Origin of the sequence: Azospirillum sp. TSO22-1 (assembly GCF_003116015.1) — a bacterium.
Taxonomy (GTDB): domain Bacteria; phylum Pseudomonadota; class Alphaproteobacteria; order Azospirillales; family Azospirillaceae; genus Azospirillum.
Window position 1 is genome coordinate 94,457 of record NZ_LGQZ01000079.1, and the last position, 21,485, is coordinate 115,941.

A 21,485-nucleotide genomic window follows, 5' to 3' on the forward strand; every position below is an offset into this window, starting at 1 on the left:
CCTTAGGCCACCTTGACCTGATAGGTCGACTTGCTCTCCGTGTCGGTCAGGTGCACGGCGCAGGCGAGGCACGGATCGAAGGAGTGCATGGTGCGGATGACCTCCAGCGGCTGCTCGGCGTCGGCGACCGGGCTGTCCATCAGCGCCGCCTCGTAGGCGCTGAGGTTGCCCTTCTCGTCGCGCGGGCCGGCGTTCCAGGTGGTCGGCACCACGGCCTGGTAGTTCTCGATCTTGCCGTTCTTGATCACCGCCCAGTGCGAGAGCATGCCGCGCGGCGCCTCGTGCACGCCGTAGCCGCGGATCTCCTCTTTCGGAAAGACCGGCTTGTTGAAGGTGGTGGTGTCGCCCTTGCCGATGTTCTCCATCAGCAAGTTCCACTGGTTCGACAGCTCCTCGTGCAGCACTACGCAGCGCACCGCGCGCGCGGCGTGGCGGCCGATGGTGGAGTGCAGCGCGTCCGCGCCGACCTTCGCGCCGGCGATCGCCGACACGGTGTTCAGCACCTCGCCCACCCAGAACTTCGTGCGGGCGTGGCCGGCGGCGTACATGGCCAGCACGTTGGCCAGCGGGCCGACCTGGGCGCGCTTGTCGTAGAAGGTCGGCGTCTTGATCCAGCTGTACTTGCCGTCGTCCTGCCAGTCGGTGTACTGCGGCTTGGTCTCGCCCTTGTAGGGGTGGAGCGGGCCCGAACCCGTCTCGTACCACGAGTGCTTGGTGCTCTCCTTGACGCCCTGCTCGAAGTAGGGGTCGGAGAAGCTGGTGATCGGCTTGAAGGTCGCGAAGTCGGCGTTCTCGATGTAGCCGCCGGGCAGCGCGAACTTGGTCCCCTTGGTGTCGATCGGCATGTCGGGGGTGGTCAGGTAGTTGACCACGCCGCGGCCGATCGCCGTCCAGTCGGCGTAGAGCGCGCCCACCGCGCAGACGTCGGGGATGTAGACCTTGGTGATGAAGTCGCCGACCTCGCCGATCAGCGTCTTGATATACATCAGCTTCTCCAGCGTCAACGTGGACTGGCTGTCGAAGTTGATGGGGTTGGTGACGCCGCCGACCGCGACGTTCTGGATGTGCGGCGTCTTCGAGCCGAGGATCGCCACCACCTTGTTGATGCGCCGCTGGTAGTCGAGCGCCTGCAGGTAGTGGGTGGCGGCCATCAGGTTGGCCTCCGGCGGCAGCTTCATCGCCGGGTGGCCCCAGTAGCCGGAGCCGAAGATGCCCAACTGGCCGGAGTTGACGAACGCCGCCAGACGCTTCTGCGCGGTGGCGAAGTCGGCGACCGAGTTGTTCGGCCAGTCGGACAGCGACTGCGCCAGCTTGGCGGTGGCCGCCGGGTCGGCCTTGAGGGCCGAGACGATGTCCACGAAGTCCAGCGCCGACAGGTGGTAGAAGTGCACGATGTGGTCGTGCACCGCATGGGCGCCCTGGATCATGTTGCGGATGTACTGCGCGTTCAGCGGGATCTCCAGCTTCAGCGCGTTCTCGACGGTGCGCACCGAGGTGATCGCGTGCGAGGTGGTGCAGACGCCGCAGATGCGCTGGGTGAACACCCAGGCGTCGCGCGGGTCCTTGCCCTGCAGGATCAGCTCGATGCCGCGCCACATCTGGCCGGACGCCCAGGCCTTGGTCACCTTGCCGCCATCGACTTCGCAATCGACCCGCAGATGGCCTTCGATGCGGGTGATCGGGTCCACGGTAATTCGCTGAGCCACGGTACGTTCCTCCTAAATCAGCCGTGCTTAGCGCCGACGGCGTGCATGACGGGCAGGGTCTTCACGAAGATCAGGTACAGCAGCACTTCCAGCGCGAAGATGCCGACGGTGACGAAGATCTCGGCCAGCGAGGGGAAATAGCTCCACGGGCCGACCGCCGGGATGAAGCCGACGATGTAGACGTTGAGGCGGTAGATGATCCCGCCGAACAGCACCAGCGAGGAGCCGAGGAACAGCGCCTTGCGTTCCGTCCGGGCCTTCTTCGGCAGCACGACCAGCATGCCGGCGAGGAACAGCGCCGTCTCCACCCAGAACATCAGCGTGCCGTGCGCGCCGAACGGGGCGCCGAGCTGGCCGCGCACCGCGAAATCGACGATGCGCAGCACGACGAACACCGCGGTGGTGACCAGCATCAGCTCCGCCACCTTGCGCAGCACCGCCTTCTCGGTCGGGCGGTTGAAGCACAGGGACGCCATCACCGACTCCCAGACCACCACGCCGAAGCCCATCAGCACGGCGGTGAGCCAGAAGAACACCGGCAGCAGCTGCGTCTGCCACAGCGGCGAGAGCTTGTGGCCGACGATCACCATCATGGTGCCCAGCGACGACTGGTGCATGGTGGGCAGCAGCACGCCCAGCGCCACGAAGAGGAACAGCAGGCGGTTCAGCTTGCGCCGGGCGTTCTCCAAGCCGAATCTCTCCAGGAAGGCCGGCGCGAACTCCACGGTCAGGACGATGGTGTAGGTGGCCACGCACAGGCCGACCTCCAGCATCACCGAGTTGGGCTGCGCGTACCAGGGCAGCAGCAGGTGGTAGAAGTTCCAGTAGCGCCCAAGGTCGACCAGCACCGCCAGACCGGCGAGGCCGTAGCCGAACAGGCTGGCCAGCACCGCCGGGCGGACCAGCGGGTGGTACTTGCCTTTGTTCATGATGTAGGCCAGGAAGGCCATGACGTAGCCGGCGCAGCCGAAGGCCGAGCCGATGACCACGTCCACCGCCACCCACATGCCCCAGGGATAGCCGTCGGAGATGTTGGCGACCGCGCCCAGGCCGCCCATGAAGCGCTGCGCCATCAGCACGCCGCCGATGGCCACGAAGCCCAGCGCGATCAGGAACGGTTCGGTGATGAGGCGTCCGCCGATCGGCTTGTGCGGGTTGACCCACGTGGACCCGGAGGGGGCGCCAGGGGAATTTGGCGTCTGGTCGGAAAGGATGCTGCTCATGGCTTCCCCTCAATCCACGTCGTGGTCTTTGGTGTTGCGGTGGGCGAGGTAGACGAGCCCCGCCAGCAGCGTCGCCGGGCCGACCATGCCGGCGTACAGCGTGTGCTGGATGCCCTCCGACACCGTGGGATAGCCGGTCTCCGGCACGTTGGTCGGCAGGTTCAGCTTGTCGAACGGCACCGCGGAGACCGCGAGGCACTGCGTGCCGCCCAGTTCCTTCTCGCCGTAGATGTGCTGCTGGTAGGCGACGCGGACCGTCGCCTCGTGGCCGTCGCGCCTGCCGCCGACCTTGCCGGCGATGTCGCCGCGCGGGTAGTGCGTGCGCTCGCCCGGTTTCAGCGCGACGCGGCGCTTGGCCTCGGCCTTCAGGTCTTCGGTGCGGCCGAACAGCGTGGCGCCGGTCGGGCAGACGTCGGAGCAGGCCGGCAGCTGGTTCTCCGCCAGCCGGTGCTTGCACAGCTGGCACTTGCGGATCTGGCCGGTGGGCGAGTCGTACTCGTACTTCGGCACGCCGAACGGGCAGGACAGCACGCAGTAGCGGCAGCCGATGCAGGCGTCGGGGTTGTAGCTGACGATGCCGGTCCTGGCGTCCTTGGTCATCGCCGTGACCGGGCAGACCGATACGCAGGACGGGTCGGCGCAGTGCAGGCACTGCCGCTTGATGAAGGCGAAGCCGTCCGTCTCGCGGTCCTTCTCGGCCATCGTGCCGTTCGTGTAGGCCTTGATGACGTTCAACGTCTTGCCCGACAGCTCGACCGGGGTGTCCCACTCGCCGCCGTTCCAGGCGGTCTGGTCGGGGGCGACCTCGACCGGCATGCCGTTGGCGTCCTTGCACGCCTTCACGCAGGCCTTGCAGCCGATGCACAGCGTGCTGTCGTAGAGCAGGCCGACGGCCTCTGCCGGCATCGGCTTGGGCGGGCGCTGCAGCGCGTTGGCCTCGGGCGCGGCGGCCACGGCCGCGCAGGCCGCCGTGGCCGCCGCGGCGCTGCCGCGGGCCGCCTTGCTGAGGAAATTGCGGCGGGAGAGGGTCATGGCCGTCTCCTCACGCGCCGGTCTTCGGGGTATCGTCGGCCTTGTCCTGCTTGCCGAGGCGGCTGGCGATGACCGCGCCCGCGCCGATGGCGGCGCCGGTGATGCCCGCCACCGCGGCGACCGCGCCGGGGCTGGCGCCGTTGCCCTTCTCCGAGCGCACGTCGGGGTAGGTGTTGGGCGGCGCCACCGACTTCAGGCTGGCCAGCTCGTGGATCGACTTGGAGAAGCCGACCCCCTTCTCGGTGCAGCCGAAGCAGGGGTGGCCGGTGCCCACCGGCCAGTTGCCCTGGCCGACGTCGTTGAAGCCGATCGAGGGGCAGTTCGCGTAGGTCTCCGGCCCCTTGCAGCCCAGCTTGTACAGGCAGTAGCCCTGGCGGTGGCCGTAGTCGCCGAAGTCGATGGCGAAGCGGCCGGCGTCGAAGTGCGGGCGGCGCTCGCAGTTCTCGTGGATCAGGCGGCCGTAGGCGAACTTCGGCCGGCCCTTGTCGTCCAGTTCCGGCAGCTTGCCGAAGGTGACGAAGTGCAGCACGGTCGAGAGGAAGTTGTAGGGGTTCGGCGGGCAGCCCGGGATGGTGACCACCGGCTTGCCCTTCAGCACCTCCGGCAGGCCCTTGCACCCCGTGGGGTTGACGCCGGTGGACGGCCAGCCGCCCCACGAGCCGCACGACCCGATGGAGACCACCGCAGCGGCGCCGGCCGCCACCTCCTGCACCATCTCCAGAACCGTCTGGCCGGCGACCTTGGCGTAGATGCCGTTGTCCTTGGTGGACACCGCGCCGTCCAGCACCATCAGGTACTTGCCGTGGTTCTCCTGCATCGCCTTCTTCTTCCAGTTCTCGGCCTGGTGGCCGGAACCGACGCTCAGCGTCTCGCAGTACTCCAGCGAGATCTGCTCGAGGATCAGCGTGTCGAGGCTGGGGTGGTTGGTGCGCAGCAGCGTCTCGGTGCAGCCGGTGCAGGCGGAGCCCGACAGCCAGATCACCGACGGGCGCTTCGCCGCCCCGGCGGCGGCCTCGGCGATCTTCACGCCCATCGCCGACGGCAGGCCGAGGAACGCCGCCACGCCGGCGCAGTAGTTGATGAACTCCCGGCGCGTCAGGCCGCCCAGCGTTCCCTCGTAGCTGTCGAGGTCGCCGAGCTGCTCGGCATCGAGACCCACAAGACCATCCGGCATGACTTCCCCCCGAAACGCTGCACAGCCCCGCCGCCCGGTCCGTATGGCGGAACCGGCGAATAGGCATAGTTTGGGTAAGGGTATTGCACCATCCGGGGGTGCTGTCACCGGTGATTTGTGTCGGGAGGGTTGGTGAACACGAAAGGATCGGTCCGACCAAAGTCGGAAAAAACGTGCTTGGCAATTGCTGCGTGCACGGAAAATGCGCCGGGGCCGGCACCCGACCGGACGTCGGCCGGGACAAAATGCCGCAGTTGAAGGCGGGCTCAGCCGGCCTGCAGCGTGAAGGGATCGGCGAGCCGCACCGGCCGGCGGGCCAGCCGCACCACCTGCAGGAAGGCCAGCAGCACTACCCCCGCCAATAGCCCCACCAGCAGCGACAGCCAGTGCTGGCGCGCCTCGGCCAGCGCGGCGGCGCTGCGGACGATCCGCTCGTCGGCGGCGAGGGCCAGGGCGTCCAACTCGTGCGTCAGCGACAGGCGGTTCAGGCGCATCGCTTCGCTGCCCGGCAGCAGACGGACGTCGTCGAGCCCGCGCTCCGCGGCGACGCGGGCCGCCTCGCGCCGCAGGTGGATGAACTCGGCGACGCGGGCGGCCAGCGCCTCGGCGCGCTGGCGGTCGTCCGACGCGGTCGCGGCGCCCAATGCCGTGGCGGCGGCGTCGAGCTGGTCCAGCGTGTCGAGGTGGCGGGCCGCGACGTCCGGCCGGCGCAGCGGGCGGGGGTCTCCGGAGGCGGCGACCAGCGCGCCGACGCGGCCGATCTGCGCGCGCAACGCGGTCGCCGCTTGGGCCGCCGCGAGCTTGCCGTGCACATCGGTGGCTGCACGGGACGCCAGGGCGCCCGCCGCGGCGATCCCGAGGACGAACAGGAGGAGCAGCCATCTCACCCCCGGCAGCAACCGGCGCGCCCCGTCAGCCCGCTCCATCCCATCACCCCGCTGCAAGGCCGTCAAAACATCAGACAATGTTAACTTTAGTGTCGTAACTGTTACGAGTCAAGAGCCTTCCGCATGGAATGGTTGCCGATGCCCTTGATTCGGTCGTGCTGCGGCCGGCATACTCGCGGGATACCGGCGCGCGTCCGCCGCGCTCGCCGCCGACGAGGACCGCGCCGACGTGCCGAGACCCGCACCCGCCGCCGACTGGCCCTTCGAGACACCGCAGGAGCGCATCCTCCGGCTGGAGCGTCGCGTCGCGGAGCTGCAGGCCGACCAGAGCCGCCTGACCGGCACCATCGACCTGCTGCGCGACCGGGAGGAGCTGCTCAGCCTCGCCATGCGCGGGCCGAACGAGGGGCTGTGGGACTGGAACCCGATCACCAAGGACCTGTACCTGTCGGCCCGTCTGCTCTCGATCCTCGGCTTCGGCAGCAACGAGCTGCGCACCACCACGCACGAGTGGCTGAAGATCGTCCACCCCGACGACCGCGGCCCCTACGAGCGCGCGGTGTCCGGGCACCTGAAGGGCGCCACCGGCCATTTCGAGCACGCCTACCGCGTCGCCGACCACGCCGGCAACTGGCGCTGGGTGCTGGCCCGCGGCCTGGCGCTGCGCGGGGCGGACGGGCGGGCCTACCGCATGGTCGGCTCCATCGGCGACGTCACCGAGCTGAAGCGGCGCGAGAACGACCTGCGCGCCAGCGAGGCGCGCTTCCGCTCCCTGGTGCAGACCGCGGGCGGCATCATCCTGGTGCTCGACGCCGACGGCGTGGTGGCCGAGGCCAACCGCGAGGCCGAACGCGCTTTCGCGCTGCCGGCCGGCGGCGCCGTGGGCCGGACCTGGCGCGACCTGATTCCGGAGCAGCAGGGCGGTCCCTTCGCCTATCAGCTGGTCGCCGCCATGACGGGCATGGAGATCCGCAACTTCGAGCACGCCTGGAGCGACCGCGACGGCGTCGAGCGCGTGGTGCTGTGGAACATGAACCGCATGCCGGAGGCGGAGGGTGTCGCTTCGGCGATCGTCTGCGTCGGGCAGGACATCACCCGGCGCAAGCGCGCTGAGCTGGCGTTGCGCGAGGCGCACGACGAACTGGAGGCGCGCGTCGGCGCCCGCACCGCCGAGCTGAGTCAGGAGGTGCAGGAGCGCCGGCGCGCCGAGGAGGCGCTGCTCGCCGCCAAGGAGCAGGCGGAACTGGCCAACCGCGCCAAGTCCGACTTCCTGGCCAACATGAGCCACGAGCTGCGCACGCCGCTGAACGCGGTGATCGGCTTCGCCTCGATGATCCATCGCGAACTGGTCGGCCCGGTCGGAACGCCGCGCTACGCCGAGTACGGCGGGCTGATCGTCGCCTCGGGCGAGCACCTGCTGGCGGTCATCAACGACATCCTCGACATCGCCAAGGTCGAGGCCGGCAAGTTCGAGATCTACCCGCAGCCGGTGGACGCGCGGGACGCGGTCGCCAGCTCGGTGCAGCTCATCCGCGGCCGGGCCGGGGAAAGCGGGGTGCAGCTGAGCGTCCAGGTCGCCGAGGACACGCCGCCGGTTCTGGCCGACCCGGTGCGGCTCAAGCAGATCCTCATCAATCTGCTGTCCAACGCGGTGAAGTTCACCCCGGCCGGCGGCCGGGTGGAACTGCGCGCCCGGCGCGACGGGGACTGGGGGCTGATCGAGGTGGCCGACACCGGCATCGGCATGAGCCAGGAGGGGATCGCAGTGGCGCTGCAGCCGTTCGGGCAGGTGGACAGCCAGCTGGCGCGGCGGCACGGCGGCACCGGGCTGGGGCTGCCGCTGGCGCGCTCCTTCGTCGACCTGATGCGCGGCACGCTGTCGATCGACAGCGTGGAAGGGCGCGGCACCACCGTGCGAGTCCGCTTGCCCGCGGCCGGGTGATGTGGAATAAAGGCGCGCTGCGCCCGTTCGTCATTGGGACGACCGTCCGCCGCTTCTCCATGTCCGCCGCCATGATGCGATCCGCTTCGCTTCGCCTGCTCGCGTCGTTCGCCGTGCTGCTCGCCGGCGGCGCGTTCGCCTTCGACCGCCTGCCGAACGCCTTCGGCCCCGGCGACGCCGCCAAGGTGTCGGCCCGCGCCACCACCGCCAACCCCGCCTGGGGCAAGTCCGGCACCGGCTACCGCTACGCCTTCGACGGCAAGTGCGACGACCCGCGCTATGCCGTCACCACCGGCGCCGCCGATCCCGGCACCGACGATTACGACTGCGCGCGCGTCGGCGGCGGGCTCAAGAAATAAGGGCTGTTGACAGGCGGGCGTCGGTTGGGTGTCCTGTCGCCCCTTTCCGCAGGCACCCGGAACCCAGCATGCGCCGTCTGCTCGCCGTCCTCGCCGTCTCCGCCGCTTTCCTGTCGCCGGCCGCCGTGTCCGCGCAGGCCATCGACTGCGCCAGGCCCGCCTCGAAGGTCGAGAAGGCGATCTGCGACGACGGCGCGCTCGCCGGGCTGGACCGGCTGGTCGCCCGCGGCCTGCGATTCGCGCTGGAGGCCGACCCCGCCGGGGCGGAGGCGCTGCGCGCCGACCACCGGCGCTGGATCGCCGCGCGCGACGCCGCCTACACGCAGACCAACGTCCTGCCGCTGATCCGCGCCCACGAGCTGCGGCTGCGCGAGCTGCTGGCCAAGGCCGGCCGGCGCGGGCTGGCCGCCGCCATCGCCGCCGCCTCGCCGATCGACCCGCTGCGCGAGGCGGGAACGGCGGCGGAGGAGAACGCCGCCTTCGTCGCCTTCGTGCTGACCACGATGTTCCCGCAGCCGCCGGCGCCGAAGCGTCCGGACGAGGGCGACGTGCTGTCCACCTACGAGCTGTACTCCGGCTTCACGCTGATGGCGCCGCTGTCCGACGGCCGGCTGTTCGTCGCGGTACCGGACGAGTGCGGCGCCTACCAGTGCGCGGCGATGCCCTTCGTGCTCGACCGCAAGGCCGGCGCGGCGGCGCGCCTCGCGGTGGAGATGCCGGACAAGGGCGACGTGCCGCGCAAGGTGCCGACGGCGCTGACCACCGGCACCCTGACCGTGTCGAAGGACATGGTGGACGTCTTCGACCAGGGCCGCGGCGCCGGCGACTGCGGCACCCACATGCTGTACCGCGTCCAGGCGGACACGATGACCCTGCTGAAGCGCATCGAGAAGCCCGAGTGCGACGGCAAGGAGTGGACGGAGCGGAACTCCCGGACGAAGGTGTACAAATAATCGTGCCCTCCCTCGCCTCCGGCGGGGGCGTGGAGCCGGTGCCGAAGGCAACGTGCGCCGGAGGCGATCGTAGGCGGAGCGCGGCCACCCGACTTGCGGGTGGCCGTGGAGGGGACCCACGACGTGGGGAGGGTGGGGGCTACGGCTTTCTGGGCAGACCGTTGCCCCCACCTAACCTCCCCCAGCGGGGCTGGGGGAGGGACTCAAATATCACTCCGCGCCCCCCACTTTCCTTGGACGGCAGCGGGAGACGGGGCATGGCGGTGAGCCGGGACGATCTCAGGAAGCGCATCGACCAGGCGCTGGGCAACGCCCGGGCGGATCTGGTCATCAAGGACACGCGTTTCCTCAACGTGGTGACCGGCGAGACGGCGCACGGTGACATCGCGCTGTGCGGCGACCGCATCGTCGGCACCTACGAAAGCTATGACGGCGTCGAGGAGATCGACGGGCGCGGGCTGACCGTGGTGCCCGGCTTCATCGACACGCACGTGCACTGCGAATCCACCTGCGTCACGCCGCCCGAGTTCGACCGCTGCGTCCTGCCGCGCGGCACCACCACCGCCATCTGCGATCCGCACGAGATCTGCAACGTGCTGGGCGAGCGGGGGCTGCGCTACTTCCTCGACAGCGCGTCCACCATGGCGCTGGACCTGCGGGTGCAGCTGTCCTCCTGCGTGCCGGCGACCGAGCTGGAGACCTCCGGCGCCAGGCTGGAGGCCGAGGACCTCGTGCGCCACCGCGACGACCCGCGGGTGCTCGGGCTGGCCGAGTTCATGAACTTCCCCGGCGTGTTCGCCAAGCTGCCGGCGGTGCTCGACAAGCTCGCCGCCTTCGACGGCCGCCTCATCGACGGCCACGCCCCGCTGATGCACGGGCGGGAGCTGAACGCCTACCTGTCCTGCGGCATCCGCAACTGCCACGAGACGACCAGCGCCGCCGAGGCGATGGAGAAGCTGCGCAAGGGAATGCAGGTGCTGATCCGCGACGGCTCGGTGTCGAAGGACGTGCACGCGCTGGCCGAGGTGATCGCGCCGGAGACCTCGCCGTTCCTTGGCTTCTGCACCGACGACCGCAACCCCCTCGACATCGCCGAGGAGGGGCACATGGACCACCTGATCCGCGCCGCCATCAAGCTCGGCGCGCCGGTGGCGCACGTCTACCGGGCGGCGACGTGGTCCGCCGCGCGCGGCTTCGGCCTGTTCGACCGCGGGCTGGTGGCGCCGGGGCAGAAGGCGGACCTCGTGCTGCTCGACGACCTGGAGGATTGCGCGGTCAACCGCGTCATCAAGGACGGCCGCGTGGTCACGGCGGAGAGCTTCGCGCACCGCACGGCGGTGGAGCCGGTGGGCTTGCGCTCGGTGAAGCTCGATCCGGTGACGGCGGCGGACTTCGCGGTGCCCGCCGGCAACGCGACGCAGCCGGTGATCGGCGTGCTGCCCGGCAAGATCCTCACCGAGCGGCTGGCGCTCGACGTGCCGCGACGCGGCGGGCAGACGGTGGCCGATCCCGAGCGCGACATCCTCAAGGTCTGCGTGCTCTCCCGGCACGGGGTGAACCGCAACATCGGGCGCGGCTTCGTGCGCGGGTTCGAGATCCGGGAGGGCGCCATCGCGTCCTCGGTCGGGCACGACAGCCACAACGTCTGCGTGGTCGGGGCCGACGACGGCGACATGGCGGTGGCGGTCAACCGGCTGATCGAGCTGCAGGGCGGCTTCGTCGCCGTGCGCAACGGCCGGGTGCTGGCCGAGCTGGCGCTGCCGCTCGCCGGGCTGATGAGCCTGGAGCCGTTCGAGGAGGTGGAGCGCCAGCTGCGGACCTTGCGCCGCGCCGTGCGCGAGGGCATGGGCTGCCCGCTGGCCGAGCCGTTCCTGCAGCTGGCCTTCCTGCCGCTGCCGGTCATCCCGCACCTGAAGATCACCGACCGCGGGCTGGTGGACGTCGACCGGTTCGAACTGGTGGCGGCGTAACGTTCCCCACCGTTGGGAGAGGGCGCCGCCGGGTTCCGTCTCAGGGGGCGTATCCCCTCCTGCGCTGTTTTCTTCGGGGCCTAAGGGTTCATGCTTCCTCCGGCAGCGATGTCCGCTGCACGCATGAGGGAGGATTACGCATGACTCCTTTCCGGACGATCCTGTGCCTGTCCACGGTCCTCGCCGCGGCCTCCGCCGGGGTGCTCGCCCAGGGCGGCGGCCACGGCGCCATGACTCCGAAGACCGACGCGGAGATGATCACCAACGCCCTGTCCGCCGCGCCGCGCGCCGTGGCCGAGACGGCGACCATCATCGCCATGAACGAGAAGGGCGAGATGCGCACGCTGCGCCCGGGAACGGGCCTCTTCACCTGCATGCCCGACAATCCCATGACGCCCGGCAACGACCCCATGTGCCTGGACAAGAACGGCATGGCGTGGGCGAAGGCGTGGATGGAGCACGCGGAACCGCCGAAGGGGCAGATCGGCCTCGGCTACATGCTGGCCGGCGGCTCCGACGCCAGCAACGACGACCCGTACGCGGCGGCGCCGGCCGCCGGCCACACCTGGGTCGACACCGGCCCGCACGTGATGATCCTGAACGGCGTCGATTCCATGCAGGGCCACCCGCGCAGCGCCGAGAACCCGCGGGTCCCCTACGTGATGTGGGGCGGCACGCCCTACGCCCACATCATGATGCCGGTCGGCGACCTCGCGCCGCAGACGGCGGAGACGGCCAAATAGCCGGGGCGCCTACAGCACCTTGAAGCAGCGGGCCATCTCCTGGTCCATGATCTGGCAGGCGTAGCCGTTGTTGAAGGTGAAGCGCGTGCCCTTTGGGTCGGTGCGGCGGGCCGAGACGATGGTGGCGGTGCCGCGCTTGAAGTGCGCCCAGGCCGAGGAATCCAGATGGATCTGGATGCCGTTGGAGAAGGTGACGCTGCGGTCGCGGCCGATGGCGACGGTCACCCCGGTGTTGAACTTCATGCCGCCGGTCGGCAGCGGCTCGGCGAACAGGCCGTTGGTGCAGTTCACGCCGTCGGGCTGGACGGTGACGCATTCGTAGGGCTTGGGGTCCGCCGCGGTCAGGACCATGGCGTAGATCGCGACTTCCAGCACGCTCAAGGGCATGGGGCACCTCCCGTTGCGCCACGCTCAAGGTCTAGGCCGGATTGGTTGCTAAAACAATAATGTACGCGTTCGACCGTGCGTGGGTCGGCGTCAGATCCGCGCGACCATGCTGCGGACGTCGGCGATGGCGTCGGGCAGCAGCGCCGACTGCCGGCTCGCCGCGGCGGGGTCGCCGCGCACCAGCGCCTCCTCGATGGCGGTGCACAGCTCGGCGAGCCGGCGCGCGCCGGCGGTGCGGGCGGCGCCCCCGGCGGCGTGCGCGGCGAGGCGGGCGGCCTGGAGGTCGCCGGCCGCCAGCCGGGCGGCGAGGTCGTCGCGCAGCTGTTCCTCGTTGCGCAGGAACAGGGCGTAGAGGTCGTTCACCAGCGCGGTCAGCCCGCCGAAGTTGCGGACCATCGGTTCGAGGTCGAGGATCTCCGGGTCGATGACGGCGTCGGAGATCCGGCCGGGATGGGTTGCTGCGGGCACGGCGATGCATCCTTGAGAGATGCAAAGATGCTTTCCAAGCAACCAGGGGGCGTCAACGCGTGGCGGGCGCGACGAAAGGACGCTCGCCGTATCGCGGGAACCGTACGTGGCGGACGGCGTTGTCCGGGTCCGGATCACGCGCGTGAGGGATCATGGCGGGCGCCGCCGACACCCCCCTGGACAGCATCATCGTCGGCGGCGGGCCGGCCGGGCTGACCGCGGCCATCTATCTGGCGCGCTACCGCCGGCGCTTCCTGGTGATCGACGCCGGGGCGCCGCGCGCCGCGTGGATCCCGCTGTCGCACAACCACGCGGGGTTTCCCGACGGCGTCACCGGCATGGACCTGCTGGCCCGCATGCGGGCGCAGGCCAAGCGTTACGGCGCACCGGTGGAGCGCGGCTGCGTCGCCTCGCTACGGAAGAGCGGCGAATTGTTCGTCGCCCGAACCGAGGCCGGCGACGAGGTGGCGGCGCGGACCGCGGTGATGGCGACCGGGGTCATCGACGTGGAGCCGGTGCTGCCCAACCTCTACCAGGCGGTGCAGCGCGGGCTGATCCGCCACTGCCCGATCTGCGACGGCTTCGAGGTGATCGGGCAGCGGATCGGCGTCCTCGGCCACGGCGCCGACGCGGTGGGGGATGCGCTGTGGATGCGCACCTACACCGACGACGTAACGCTCCTGACCCTGGGCGAGCCGCTCGGCCTGTCCGACGGGGACCGCCGCCGGCTGGCGGGGCGGGGCATCCGCGCCGTGGAGCAGCCGGTGGCCGAGGTGCACGCCGAGGCCGGGCGCATCGCGGCGCTGACCACGGCGGCGGGGGAGCGGCTGGCCTTCGACACGCTCTATTCGGCGCTGGGCGCGGTGCCGCGCACCGATCCGGCGCGGCCGGCGGGGGCGCGGACCGGGGCCAGCGGGCGGTTCGAGGTGGACGCGCACTGCCGCACCGATGTGGAGGGGCTGTTCGCCATCGGCGACGTGGTGGAAGGGCTGAACCAGATCTCCGTCGCCATGGGGCATGCCGCCATCGCCGCCACGACGATCCACCGGACGCTGCTGAAGGAGGAGGGGCGCCTGTAGCGGGCAATGAACTTTCCTCCCCGTTCCGCTGTTCAGCGCTTCAGACGGAATCCAAGGCGCGGGAGGAACGATGAGACGCGCGGGAACTTGGGCCGTGGCGGCCCTGGGCTGGGCTTTGGCCTGGATGGTGGCGGGGGCGGCGCACGCGCAGGACGCCGCGCCGCCGGTGCGCGGAGAACCGCACAACTGGCAGGTCTGGCACCAGCCCGCCGCCTCGCCGGTGATGGAGATGATGAACAGCTTCCATCACCTGCTGCTGTGGATCATGGTCGCCATCGTGATCCTGGTGATGGTGCTGATGGGCATCGTCTTCGTGCGCTTCAACGCCAGGCGCAACCCGGTGCCGTCCCGCACCTCGCACAACACGCTGATCGAGGTGATCTGGACCGTGGTGCCGGTGATCGTCCTGGTGGTGATCGCGGTGCCGTCGTTCCGGCTGCTCTACTTCCTCGACCGCAACGCCGAGGCGGAGATGACCCTGAAGGTCACCGGCCGGCAATGGTACTGGGACTACGAGTATCCCGACCAGGGCGGCTTTACCTTCTCCTCCATCATGGTTCCCAGCGAGGAGATCAAGCCCGGCCAGCGCCGCCTGCTGGAGGTGGACAACCGCGTCGTGCTGCCGGTGGACACCACGGTCCGGGTGCTGATCACCGCCGGCGACGTCATCCATTCCTGGGCGCTGCCGACCTCCGGCATCAAGGACGACGCGGTGCCCGGCCGCATCAACGAGACGTGGATGCGCATCACCAGGGAGGGCGTCTATTACGGCCAGTGCTCGGAGATCTGCGGCACCAACCACGGCTTCATGCCGATCGCCGTCGAGGTGGTCTCGAAGGAGCGCTTCGCCCAGTGGGCGGCGCAGGCCAAAGCCAGGTTCGCGGCGCGCGATCCCTCCCCTGAACCCCTGAAGCAGGACGTCGCCAGCGCCGGGCGCTGAGCGCAGACGAGCGAGGACTGAGATGGCCGAGGCACACGTTCACGACGACCACCATGGTGGCCACCACGCGCCGGGCTTCGCCGAGCGCTGGCTGTTCTCCACCAACCACAAGGACATCGGCACGCTCTACCTGATCTTCGCCATCATCGCCGCCATCGCCGGACTGGCGTTTTCCGCCATCATCCGGGCGGAACTGCAGCACCCCGGCCTGCAGATCGTCGGCGACGGCCAGTTCTGGAACGTCGTGGTCACCGCGCACGGGCTGATCATGGTGTTCTTCGTGGTCATGCCGGCGCTGATCGGCGGCTTCGGCAACTGGTTCGTGCCGATCATGATCGGCGCGCCGGACATGGCGTTCCCGCGCCTCAACAACATCAGCTTCTGGCTGCTGGTGCCGGCGTTCATCCTGCTGATGGGCTCGGCCTTCGTCGGCCAGGGGGCGGGGACGGGGTGGACGATCTATCCGCCGCTGTCGTCCTCCAGCCATCCGGGGCCGTCGGTGGACATGGCGATCTTCGCGCTGCACCTCGCCGGCGCCTCGTCGATCCTGGGGGCGGTCAACTTCATCACGACGATCTTCAACATGCGCGCCCCCGGCATGACGCTGCACAAGATGCCGCTGTTCGTCTGGGCGATGCTGGTGACGGCGTTCCTGCTGCTGCTCGCCGTGCCGGTGCTCGGCGGCGCCATCACCATGCTGCTGACCGACCGCAACTTCGGGACGACCTTCTTCAACCCGGAGGGCGGCGGCGACCCGATCCTGTTCCAGCACCTCTTCTGGTTCTTCGGCCACCCCGAGGTCTACATCATGATCCTGCCGGGCTTCGGGATCGTCAGCCACGTGGTGTCGACCTTCTCGAAGAAGCCGGTGTTCGGCTATCTCGGCATGGCCTATGCGATGGTGGCGATCGGCGTCGTCGGCTTCGTCGTGTGGGCGCACCACATGTACACGGTGGGGATGGACGTCGACACGCGCGCCTACTTCACCGCGGCGACGATGATCATCGCGGTGCCGACCGGCATCAAGATCTTCAGCTGGATCGCCACCATGTGGGGCGGTTCCATCGAGTTCAAGACGCCGATGCTGTTCGCGCTGGGCGTGATCTTCCTGTTCACCATCGGCGGCGTGACCGGCGTGGTGCTGGCCAACGGCGGACTGGACAAGTCGCTGCACGACACCTACTTCGTCGTCGCGCACTTCCACTACGTGCTGTCGCTGGGCGCGGTGTTCTCGATCTTCGCCGGCTGGTACTACTGGATCGGCAAGATGAGCGGGCGGCAGTACCCGGAGCGGTGGGGCAAGGTGCATTTCTGGCTGACCTTCATCGGCGCCAACCTGACCTTCTTCCCGCAGCACTTCCTGGGCGTCGCCGGCATGCCGCGCCGCATCCCGGACTACCCCGACGCCTTCGTCGGCTGGAACATGGTGTCGAGCCTCGGTTCGTACATCTCGTTCACTGGGCACATCGTCTTCATCGTCACGGCGATCTGGACGATCCGGTACGGCCAGCGGGTGGCGGCGAACTACTGGGGCGAGGGCGCCACGACGCTGGAATGGACGCTCTCCAGCCCGCCGCCGCACCACCAGTTCGAGCGGCTGCCGATGGTGAAGTGACCTTGCCCGCACGACCGGGGCACCGGCTGTTGGTATTGATGGTGTTGCGAACGATTCCAAGGTGCCGTGCAAGCTGCGGCCGCTTAACCGCATCATCAATAAGGCCAAAAAATCATGTGAATTGTGAATTATTGACGCGGCAGGCGCTGGGGTAATATTTATGCCAGCGTTCTGCGGCGCCATAAAAAACGGATTCTGGCTTCATGAGCAACCTCCTCACGGAACGTGTGCTGCGCGTGCATCATTGGACGGACACGCTGTTCAGCTTCCAGACCACGCGCGACCAGTCGTTCCGCTTCGAGAACGGGCAGTTCACGATGATCGGGCTGGAGGTCGGGGGCAAGCCGCTGCTGCGCGCCTACTCCATGGCGTCCGCCAACTACGAGGACACGCTGGAGTTCTTCTCCATCAAGGTGCCGAACGGGCCGCTGACCTCGCGCCTGCAGCACCTCAAGGAAGGCGACCCGATCATCATCAGCCGCAAGGCGACGGGCACGCTGCTGGTCGACAACCTGCTGCCGGGCAAGACGCTGTACCTGCTCTCCACCGGCACCGGGTTGGCGCCGTTCATGAGCATCATCAAGGATCCCGAGGTGTACGAGCGCTTCGAGCGCATCGTGCTGACCCACACCTGCCGCACGGTGGGCGAACTGGCCTACCAGGAGCTGATCCGGGACGCTCTGCCGGAGAACGAGTTCTTCGGCGAGGGCGTGCGCGAGAAGCTGACCTACTACCCGACCGTGACGCGCGAGCCGTTCCGCACCGAGGGCCGCATCACCGACCTGATCCGCTCCGGCCGGCTGTTCGCCGACGTCGGGACCACGCCGCTGGATCCGGAGAACGACCGCGTGATGATCTGCGGCAGCCCGGAGATGCTGACCGACACGGTCAACCTCCTGGAGGAGCGCGGCTTCGAGGAAGGCTCGAGCGGCGAGCCGGGCCACTACGTGGTCGAGAAGGCGTTCGTCGAGCGATAACCGGCGAACGCTGAGACAACGGTTGCTGAGGCATTTGGCGTCCTGGACAAACCGGCCGTTGCTCCCCTAGAAGCGACGGCAGCGAGGCCGCAAGTCCGGGACAGCCATGACGTTCGAACGCCGCATCCTCCTGCTCGTCGCCGGCCTGCTGGCGCTGGCCGTCGCGGCCACCGCCGGGGCGCTGACCTGGGGCGTGCGCGACGCCGCCCACGGCCGCGCCCGCGCCGAGGCCGAACGCGCCGCACGGCATCTCGCCCAATCCGCGCAACTCATCCGCACCATCCCGGCCGAGGTGGACGCGGCGGTGACCGAGCAGATCGTCGCCCAGGCGGCGCTGGTGGCGCAGTACGCCGCCTCGGCCGAAGGCGCCAAGCTGCCGGTCAAGGCGGTGACCGACCGGCTGAAGGCGGTGACCGACTCCACCGCGCTCAAGGACATCCAGATCACCGATTCCCGCGGCAAGGTGGTGCTGGGCAGCGCGCCGAACCTCGACGTCACCTTCACGCCGGACGGCAAGGGCGCCGCCTTCTACGGCCTGCTGTCGCGCAGCCCGGCCCAGGTCGTCGCTCCTGCCGCCAAGCGCGAGGACGGCCGCACCGTCCGGAGCGTCGGCGTCGCCGGCGCCGACAAGCCGCGCATCGTGCAGGTGACGGCCGACGTCGGCCGCCTCACCGACATCGCCAAGCGCCTGGGTACCCTCGACCGCGCCGTCGCCGACGCGCTGTCCGGCGGCGCTGCGGCTGCCTGGGTGCTGGGCGGCGACGCGGCGGTGCTGGCGCGCGGCGGTCACGCCGAGGCACAGCTCTCCCCGGCCGAGCTGGAGGTTGCCAAGGGCGCGCGGAAGCCCGCCCTGGTGGCCGATGGCGGTGCGCTGAGCGCGGTGGCGCCGGTGGAGGGCGGCGGGGCCGCGGTGGTGCGCGTGGCGCTGCCGGGGCTGCCGGCCACGCTGTGGATCGGGCTGGCGGCCGGCGCGCTGGCGGTGATTCTGGGCGTCTGGGCGGTGTGGCTGGCGCTGCGGCGGCAGACGGCGGCGCTGGCGACGCTGACCGGAGCGGCGACGGCCATGGAGAACGGCCGCTTCAACCCCTTCACCCTCGACCCGCTGCGCGAGCGCCCGGACGAGGTCGGCCGGCTGGCCCGCGCCTTCCGCGCCATGGCCGCCTCCATCGACGCGCGCGAGCAGGGATTGGAGGCGGAACTCCAGCTGCGCGCGGCGAAGCTGGAGCAGACCGCCGAGAAGCTGAAGGCCGAACCTTCGGTGGCGGAACCCTGAACGATCTGTTCAGTTTGGGTTCAGCCGGGGTACGGTATGGTGTCCTCCAGATGCTGAGAGGCAAGGAGAGAGCCGTGACCGATTCCGTTCCGAAGACCCGCTACGACCTTGGCATGCAGGCGCTGCACTGGGCGACCGCCCTGGCGATCGTCGGCGCCTTCGTGCTGATCCAGGTGGTCGAGGGGCTGCCCAAGGGCGACACCCGGGCCTTCATGATGGGCCTGCACAAGTCGTTCGGCGTCACCGCGCTGACGCTGGTCCTGATCCGCGTGGCGTGGCGCCACCTCAGCCCGCCGCCGGCCCTGCCGCCGATGGCCCCGTGGATGGAGAGGGCGAGCCATTGGGCGCACGTGGCGCTCTACGTGCTGATGGTGGCGGTGCCGGTGGTGGGCATGGTGATGTCGTGGTCGGGCGGGCGGCCGATCGCCGTGTTCGGCCTGTTCACGCTGCCGACCCTGCTGCCGCCCAATCCGGGGCTGAAAGAGGCCGCCGAGGGGGTGCACGAGGTGCTGGGCAACGCGATCCTGATCCTCGCCGGGCTGCACGCGGTGGCCGCGCTGGTGCACCAATACGTGCTGAAGGACGGCGTGCTGGCGCGCATGCTGCCGTGGGGAAACAACCCTCTCCCGCCCCGGGAGAGGGTGGCGCCGTAAGGCGCCGGGTGAGGGTGCGGTCATGAATCCTTGATGCAACCCTCACCCTCCCGCTTGTTCCGAGCGGGCCCCTCCACCGGCCGCCCGCAAGTCGGGCGACCGCGTTCCGCCTACGATCGCCTTCGGTGCTCGTTGCCTACGGCATCGGCTCCACGCTCCCGGGACGGGAGAGGGATTTTCAGTGCCGGCTGGCCTTGTGGTCGCCGTGGGCGCGCTTCTCGGCGGTGTCGCGGCCGATCAGCTTGTTGAAGTTCGACCCCTCCTCGTAGAGCAGCGCCAACTGCGAGTCGTCGAACTGCCTGAAGAACTCGTCCCAGCCGATCTCCTCCAACTCGTCGTGGTCGCTCTGGCGCGCCTTGGGGAACATCAGGCGCAGTAGGCCGACTCCTGTCCTGCGGGCCTTGCCCTCGCCGTGCGTGCTGCGCACGACGGCGGGCTTGCCGCCATGCTGCTCGGCCCAGTGACGGATCTTCTCGTGGTCGGTCGTGGTCTTGGCCATGGCGGCCTCCCTTCGCGGTGGCACCTCTGGGAGTCGAACAGCCGGCCTCACGCGGCGTTGCGTCTGCGGTTTTTCCGACTTTGGGCGCCCTCCCGCGCCCGCGACGCCCGCTCGCGCTCCAGCCGCTCGTGCAGGAAGGCGAGCACCGCCGCCTCCTCGCCCTTCAGCCCGTGCAGGTCGTCGCGCAGTTCGGCCTCCACCTCGGCCTTCAGCGCGTCGAGCAGCGTGCCCTCCAGGTAGGCGTCGAGCACCTCGGGATGGACGTAGCTCTTGCGGCAGACGCTGACCGTGTTGCCGAGGCGCGCCGCCACCCGCTCGATGGCGCGGGTGACGTTGCGCTTTGCCTTGGCCCTGCTGTCGAAGCTCTCGAACTCCCGCAGCGCCAGCGCGGCCAGCACGGTGCCGGCCCAGGTGCGGAAGTCCTTGGCGGTGAAGTCCTCGCCGGTGATGGCGCGCAGGTAGTCGTTGACGTCGCCCGACGTGACCGCGTGGCGCTGGCCATCCTCGCCGACGTACTGGAACAGCTCGTCGCCCGGCAGGTCGCGGCAGGCGCGGACGATGCGGGCGAGGCGGCGGTCCTTCAGCTCGACCTCCCACTCCTTGCCGGACTTGCCCTTGAAGGCGAAGCGGATCTGCGCGCCCTCGACCTCGGCGTGGCCGTCGCGCAGCGTGGTGAGGCCGTAGCTGCGGTTCTCGCGCGCGTAGGTCTCGTTGCCGACGCGGATCAGCGTGGTCTCCAGCAGGCGCACCACGGTGGCCAGCACCTTCTCCCGCGTCAGGCCGCGCTGCGACAGATCCTCTTCGACCTGCGCGCGGATCTTCGGCAGCGCCCGGCAGAACTCCAGCATGCGGCCGAACTTGGTGCCCTCGCGCAGCTCGGTCCAGCGCGGGTGGTAGCGGTACTGCTTGCGCCCCCTGGCGTCGCGGCCGGTGGCCTGGAGGTGGCCCTCCGGGTCGGTGCAGATCCACACGCCGGTGTAGGCGGGGGGGATCGCCAGCTTGCGGATGCGCGCCAGCGTGTCCTCCTCGGTCACCGTGGTTCCGTCGGGCCATCGGTAGCTGAAACCCTTGCCGGCGCGGCGCCGGCGGATGCCCGGCTCCTCGTCGGAGACGTAGGTCAGCCCGGCGCAGGCGGCGGCCTGTTGCGGGTCGGCGGGATCGGGGGAGTATGCGTCCATGCCAGCACAACGGCGCGCCGCCGCGCTTGTTGCCGTCATGGGGAAGCGGCTATCGTGCTGCGCCGCACAAGAAGGAGCCAAGGGCATGGACGAGACCAAGCTGACCGCCGCTCTGCCGAACCTCGACGTGCAGATCGTGCACCGCGCGCTGCCCGAGCAGAACGCCGAGGCCATCTCCATCACCTTCACGGCGACGCCGAACTTCGAGGCCGCGTCGAGGATGTTGGCGCCGAACCTGCCGCTGCTGGCGCTGTGGATGGCGCCGATGCAGGCGTGGACCGGGCTGGTGCAGCAGGCGTGGGCGCCCTGGCTGAACGTCATGGGCGCGGGGGCGAGGCTGCTGGAGCGGAAGTAAAGCCCCTCTCCCGCCCCGGGAGAGGGAGGGGCCCGCTCGGGACGAGCGGGAGGGTGAGGGCGCCTTCAAGGA

General features: G+C 69.7%; 21 protein-coding genes. 12 read left to right on the plus strand and 9 right to left on the minus strand.

The window, feature by feature from the left end; translation table 11 throughout:
• Nucleotides 1–2: 2 nt before the first annotated feature.
• The 5 genes from TSO221_RS20820 to TSO221_RS20840 form a co-directional block, all read right to left on the minus strand.
• A complete protein-coding gene (locus tag TSO221_RS20820) occupies nucleotides 3–1,706 on the minus strand; it encodes a nickel-dependent hydrogenase large subunit (protein WP_109120438.1) in 1,704 nt (567 codons plus the stop codon).
• 17 nt (nucleotides 1,707–1,723) lie between these two features.
• Nucleotides 1,724–2,929 (minus strand): Ni/Fe-hydrogenase cytochrome b subunit, encoded by a 1,206-nt coding sequence (gene hybB / locus TSO221_RS20825; RefSeq protein ID WP_109120439.1) that lies wholly within the window; start codon nucleotides 2,927–2,929, stop codon nucleotides 1,724–1,726.
• A 9-nt stretch (nucleotides 2,930–2,938) separates the two neighbouring features.
• Nucleotides 2,939–3,961 carry a hydrogenase 2 operon protein HybA gene (gene hybA / locus TSO221_RS20830; RefSeq protein WP_109120440.1) on the minus strand — a complete coding sequence of 341 codons (1,023 nt, stop codon included), beginning with the start codon at nucleotides 3,959–3,961 and terminating at the stop codon, nucleotides 2,939–2,941.
• Between the two features lie 10 nt (nucleotides 3,962–3,971).
• Entirely contained in the window at nucleotides 3,972–5,135 is a 1,164-nt protein-coding gene (locus TSO221_RS20835; RefSeq protein WP_109120441.1) for a hydrogenase small subunit, read from the minus strand.
• A gap of 266 nt (nucleotides 5,136–5,401) precedes the next feature.
• Nucleotides 5,402–6,061 (minus strand): hypothetical protein, encoded by a 660-nt coding sequence (locus tag TSO221_RS20840; RefSeq protein ID WP_146208860.1) that lies wholly within the window; start codon nucleotides 6,059–6,061, stop codon nucleotides 5,402–5,404.
• A 190-nt stretch (nucleotides 6,062–6,251) separates the two neighbouring features.
• Between TSO221_RS20840 and TSO221_RS20845 the strand changes: the two genes are divergently transcribed.
• The 5 genes from TSO221_RS20845 (at nucleotide 6,252) to TSO221_RS20865 (ending at nucleotide 11,989) form a co-directional block, all read left to right on the plus strand.
• Nucleotides 6,252–7,964 carry an ATP-binding protein gene (locus TSO221_RS20845; RefSeq protein ID WP_109120443.1) on the plus strand — a complete coding sequence of 571 codons (1,713 nt, stop codon included), beginning with the start codon at nucleotides 6,252–6,254 and terminating at the stop codon, nucleotides 7,962–7,964.
• Between the two features lie 71 nt (nucleotides 7,965–8,035).
• Nucleotides 8,036–8,323, plus strand: coding sequence for a hypothetical protein (locus TSO221_RS20850; protein ID WP_146208861.1), 288 nt, complete (start codon nucleotides 8,036–8,038; stop codon nucleotides 8,321–8,323).
• A 68-nt stretch (nucleotides 8,324–8,391) separates the two neighbouring features.
• Nucleotides 8,392–9,276: a DUF1176 domain-containing protein gene (locus tag TSO221_RS20855; protein ID WP_109120445.1), complete on the plus strand. Its 885-nt coding sequence runs from the start codon at nucleotides 8,392–8,394 to the stop codon at nucleotides 9,274–9,276.
• 257 nt (nucleotides 9,277–9,533) lie between these two features.
• Nucleotides 9,534–11,246, plus strand: a complete 1,713-nt coding sequence (ade, locus tag TSO221_RS20860; RefSeq protein WP_109120446.1) for an adenine deaminase — start codon at nucleotides 9,534–9,536, stop codon at nucleotides 11,244–11,246.
• 140 nt (nucleotides 11,247–11,386) lie between these two features.
• Nucleotides 11,387–11,989: a hypothetical protein gene (locus TSO221_RS20865; RefSeq protein WP_109120447.1), complete on the plus strand. Its 603-nt coding sequence runs from the start codon at nucleotides 11,387–11,389 to the stop codon at nucleotides 11,987–11,989.
• A 9-nt stretch (nucleotides 11,990–11,998) separates the two neighbouring features.
• Here the strand turns inward: TSO221_RS20865 and TSO221_RS20870 are convergent, their stop codons facing one another.
• Together TSO221_RS20870 and TSO221_RS20875 are read right to left on the minus strand one after the other, a co-directional pair.
• Nucleotides 11,999–12,376: a hypothetical protein gene (locus TSO221_RS20870; RefSeq protein ID WP_109120448.1), complete on the minus strand. Its 378-nt coding sequence runs from the start codon at nucleotides 12,374–12,376 to the stop codon at nucleotides 11,999–12,001.
• 90 nt (nucleotides 12,377–12,466) lie between these two features.
• A complete protein-coding gene (locus TSO221_RS20875; protein ID WP_247878156.1) occupies nucleotides 12,467–12,844 on the minus strand; it encodes an Hpt domain-containing protein in 378 nt (125 codons plus the stop codon).
• Nucleotides 12,845–12,996: 152 nt separating this feature from the next.
• Here TSO221_RS20875 and TSO221_RS20880 point away from each other — a divergent pair, with 152 nt between their 5' ends.
• The 6 genes from TSO221_RS20880 to TSO221_RS20905 all read left to right on the plus strand — a co-directional run bounded on the left by TSO221_RS20880 (nucleotide 12,997) and on the right by TSO221_RS20905 (nucleotide 19,381).
• Nucleotides 12,997–13,923, plus strand: coding sequence for an NAD(P)/FAD-dependent oxidoreductase (locus TSO221_RS20880; RefSeq protein WP_109120449.1), 927 nt, complete (start codon nucleotides 12,997–12,999; stop codon nucleotides 13,921–13,923).
• A gap of 70 nt (nucleotides 13,924–13,993) precedes the next feature.
• A complete protein-coding gene (gene coxB, locus TSO221_RS20885; protein WP_109120450.1) occupies nucleotides 13,994–14,863 on the plus strand; it encodes a cytochrome c oxidase subunit II in 870 nt (289 codons plus the stop codon).
• A gap of 22 nt (nucleotides 14,864–14,885) precedes the next feature.
• Entirely contained in the window at nucleotides 14,886–16,478 is a 1,593-nt protein-coding gene (gene ctaD, locus TSO221_RS20890; RefSeq protein WP_109120451.1) for a cytochrome c oxidase subunit I, read from the plus strand.
• Between the two features lie 203 nt (nucleotides 16,479–16,681).
• The gene (locus TSO221_RS20895) at nucleotides 16,682–17,455 is read left to right on the plus strand and encodes a ferredoxin--NADP reductase (RefSeq protein WP_109120452.1); all 774 of its coding nucleotides are present in this window, start codon (nucleotides 16,682–16,684) and stop codon (nucleotides 17,453–17,455) included.
• Nucleotides 17,456–17,561: 106 nt separating this feature from the next.
• Nucleotides 17,562–18,728 carry a HAMP domain-containing protein gene (locus TSO221_RS20900; RefSeq protein WP_109120453.1) on the plus strand — a complete coding sequence of 389 codons (1,167 nt, stop codon included), beginning with the start codon at nucleotides 17,562–17,564 and terminating at the stop codon, nucleotides 18,726–18,728.
• Between the two features lie 74 nt (nucleotides 18,729–18,802).
• Nucleotides 18,803–19,381: a cytochrome b gene (locus tag TSO221_RS20905; protein WP_247878157.1), complete on the plus strand. Its 579-nt coding sequence runs from the start codon at nucleotides 18,803–18,805 to the stop codon at nucleotides 19,379–19,381.
• 178 nt (nucleotides 19,382–19,559) lie between these two features.
• On the opposite strand, the gene TSO221_RS20910 is transcribed toward TSO221_RS20905, so the two are convergent.
• Together TSO221_RS20910 and TSO221_RS20915 are read right to left on the minus strand one after the other, a co-directional pair.
• A complete protein-coding gene (locus TSO221_RS20910) occupies nucleotides 19,560–19,880 on the minus strand; it encodes a hypothetical protein (protein WP_109120455.1) in 321 nt (106 codons plus the stop codon).
• Between the two features lie 47 nt (nucleotides 19,881–19,927).
• Entirely contained in the window at nucleotides 19,928–21,058 is a 1,131-nt protein-coding gene (locus TSO221_RS20915) for a DNA topoisomerase IB (protein WP_109120456.1), read from the minus strand.
• 85 nt (nucleotides 21,059–21,143) lie between these two features.
• Here TSO221_RS20915 and TSO221_RS20920 point away from each other — a divergent pair, with 85 nt between their 5' ends.
• Entirely contained in the window at nucleotides 21,144–21,413 is a 270-nt protein-coding gene (locus TSO221_RS20920; RefSeq protein ID WP_109120457.1) for a hypothetical protein, read from the plus strand.
• Nucleotides 21,414–21,485 lie beyond the last annotated feature (72 nt).

What these genes read in the sequence shown, in the direction of transcription:
- hybB (WP_109120439.1), bottom strand. Translation starts at nt 2,929, where the DNA reads ATGAGCAGCATCCTTTCCGACCAGACGCCAAATTCCCCTGGCGCCCCC.
- hybA (WP_109120440.1), bottom strand. Translation starts at nt 3,961, where the DNA reads ATGACCCTCTCCCGCCGCAATTTCCTCAGCAAGGCGGCCCGCGGCAGC.
- TSO221_RS20835 (WP_109120441.1), bottom strand. Translation starts at nt 5,135, where the DNA reads ATGCCGGATGGTCTTGTGGGTCTCGATGCCGAGCAGCTCGGCGACCTC.
- TSO221_RS20840 (WP_146208860.1), bottom strand. Translation starts at nt 6,061, where the DNA reads ATGGAGCGGGCTGACGGGGCGCGCCGGTTGCTGCCGGGGGTGAGATGG.
- TSO221_RS20850 (WP_146208861.1), top strand. Translation starts at nt 8,036, where the DNA reads ATGATGCGATCCGCTTCGCTTCGCCTGCTCGCGTCGTTCGCCGTGCTG.
- TSO221_RS20855 (WP_109120445.1), top strand. Translation starts at nt 8,392, where the DNA reads ATGCGCCGTCTGCTCGCCGTCCTCGCCGTCTCCGCCGCTTTCCTGTCG.
- ade (WP_109120446.1), top strand. Translation starts at nt 9,534, where the DNA reads ATGGCGGTGAGCCGGGACGATCTCAGGAAGCGCATCGACCAGGCGCTG.
- TSO221_RS20865 (WP_109120447.1), top strand. Translation starts at nt 11,387, where the DNA reads ATGACTCCTTTCCGGACGATCCTGTGCCTGTCCACGGTCCTCGCCGCG.
- TSO221_RS20870 (WP_109120448.1), bottom strand. Translation starts at nt 12,376, where the DNA reads ATGCCCTTGAGCGTGCTGGAAGTCGCGATCTACGCCATGGTCCTGACC.
- TSO221_RS20880 (WP_109120449.1), top strand. Translation starts at nt 12,997, where the DNA reads ATGGCGGGCGCCGCCGACACCCCCCTGGACAGCATCATCGTCGGCGGC.
- coxB (WP_109120450.1), top strand. Translation starts at nt 13,994, where the DNA reads ATGAGACGCGCGGGAACTTGGGCCGTGGCGGCCCTGGGCTGGGCTTTG.
- ctaD (WP_109120451.1), top strand. Translation starts at nt 14,886, where the DNA reads ATGGCCGAGGCACACGTTCACGACGACCACCATGGTGGCCACCACGCG.
- TSO221_RS20895 (WP_109120452.1), top strand. Translation starts at nt 16,682, where the DNA reads ATGAGCAACCTCCTCACGGAACGTGTGCTGCGCGTGCATCATTGGACG.
- TSO221_RS20900 (WP_109120453.1), top strand. Translation starts at nt 17,562, where the DNA reads ATGACGTTCGAACGCCGCATCCTCCTGCTCGTCGCCGGCCTGCTGGCG.
- TSO221_RS20910 (WP_109120455.1), bottom strand. Translation starts at nt 19,880, where the DNA reads ATGGCCAAGACCACGACCGACCACGAGAAGATCCGTCACTGGGCCGAG.
- TSO221_RS20915 (WP_109120456.1), bottom strand. Translation starts at nt 21,058, where the DNA reads ATGGACGCATACTCCCCCGATCCCGCCGACCCGCAACAGGCCGCCGCC.
- TSO221_RS20920 (WP_109120457.1), top strand. Translation starts at nt 21,144, where the DNA reads ATGGACGAGACCAAGCTGACCGCCGCTCTGCCGAACCTCGACGTGCAG.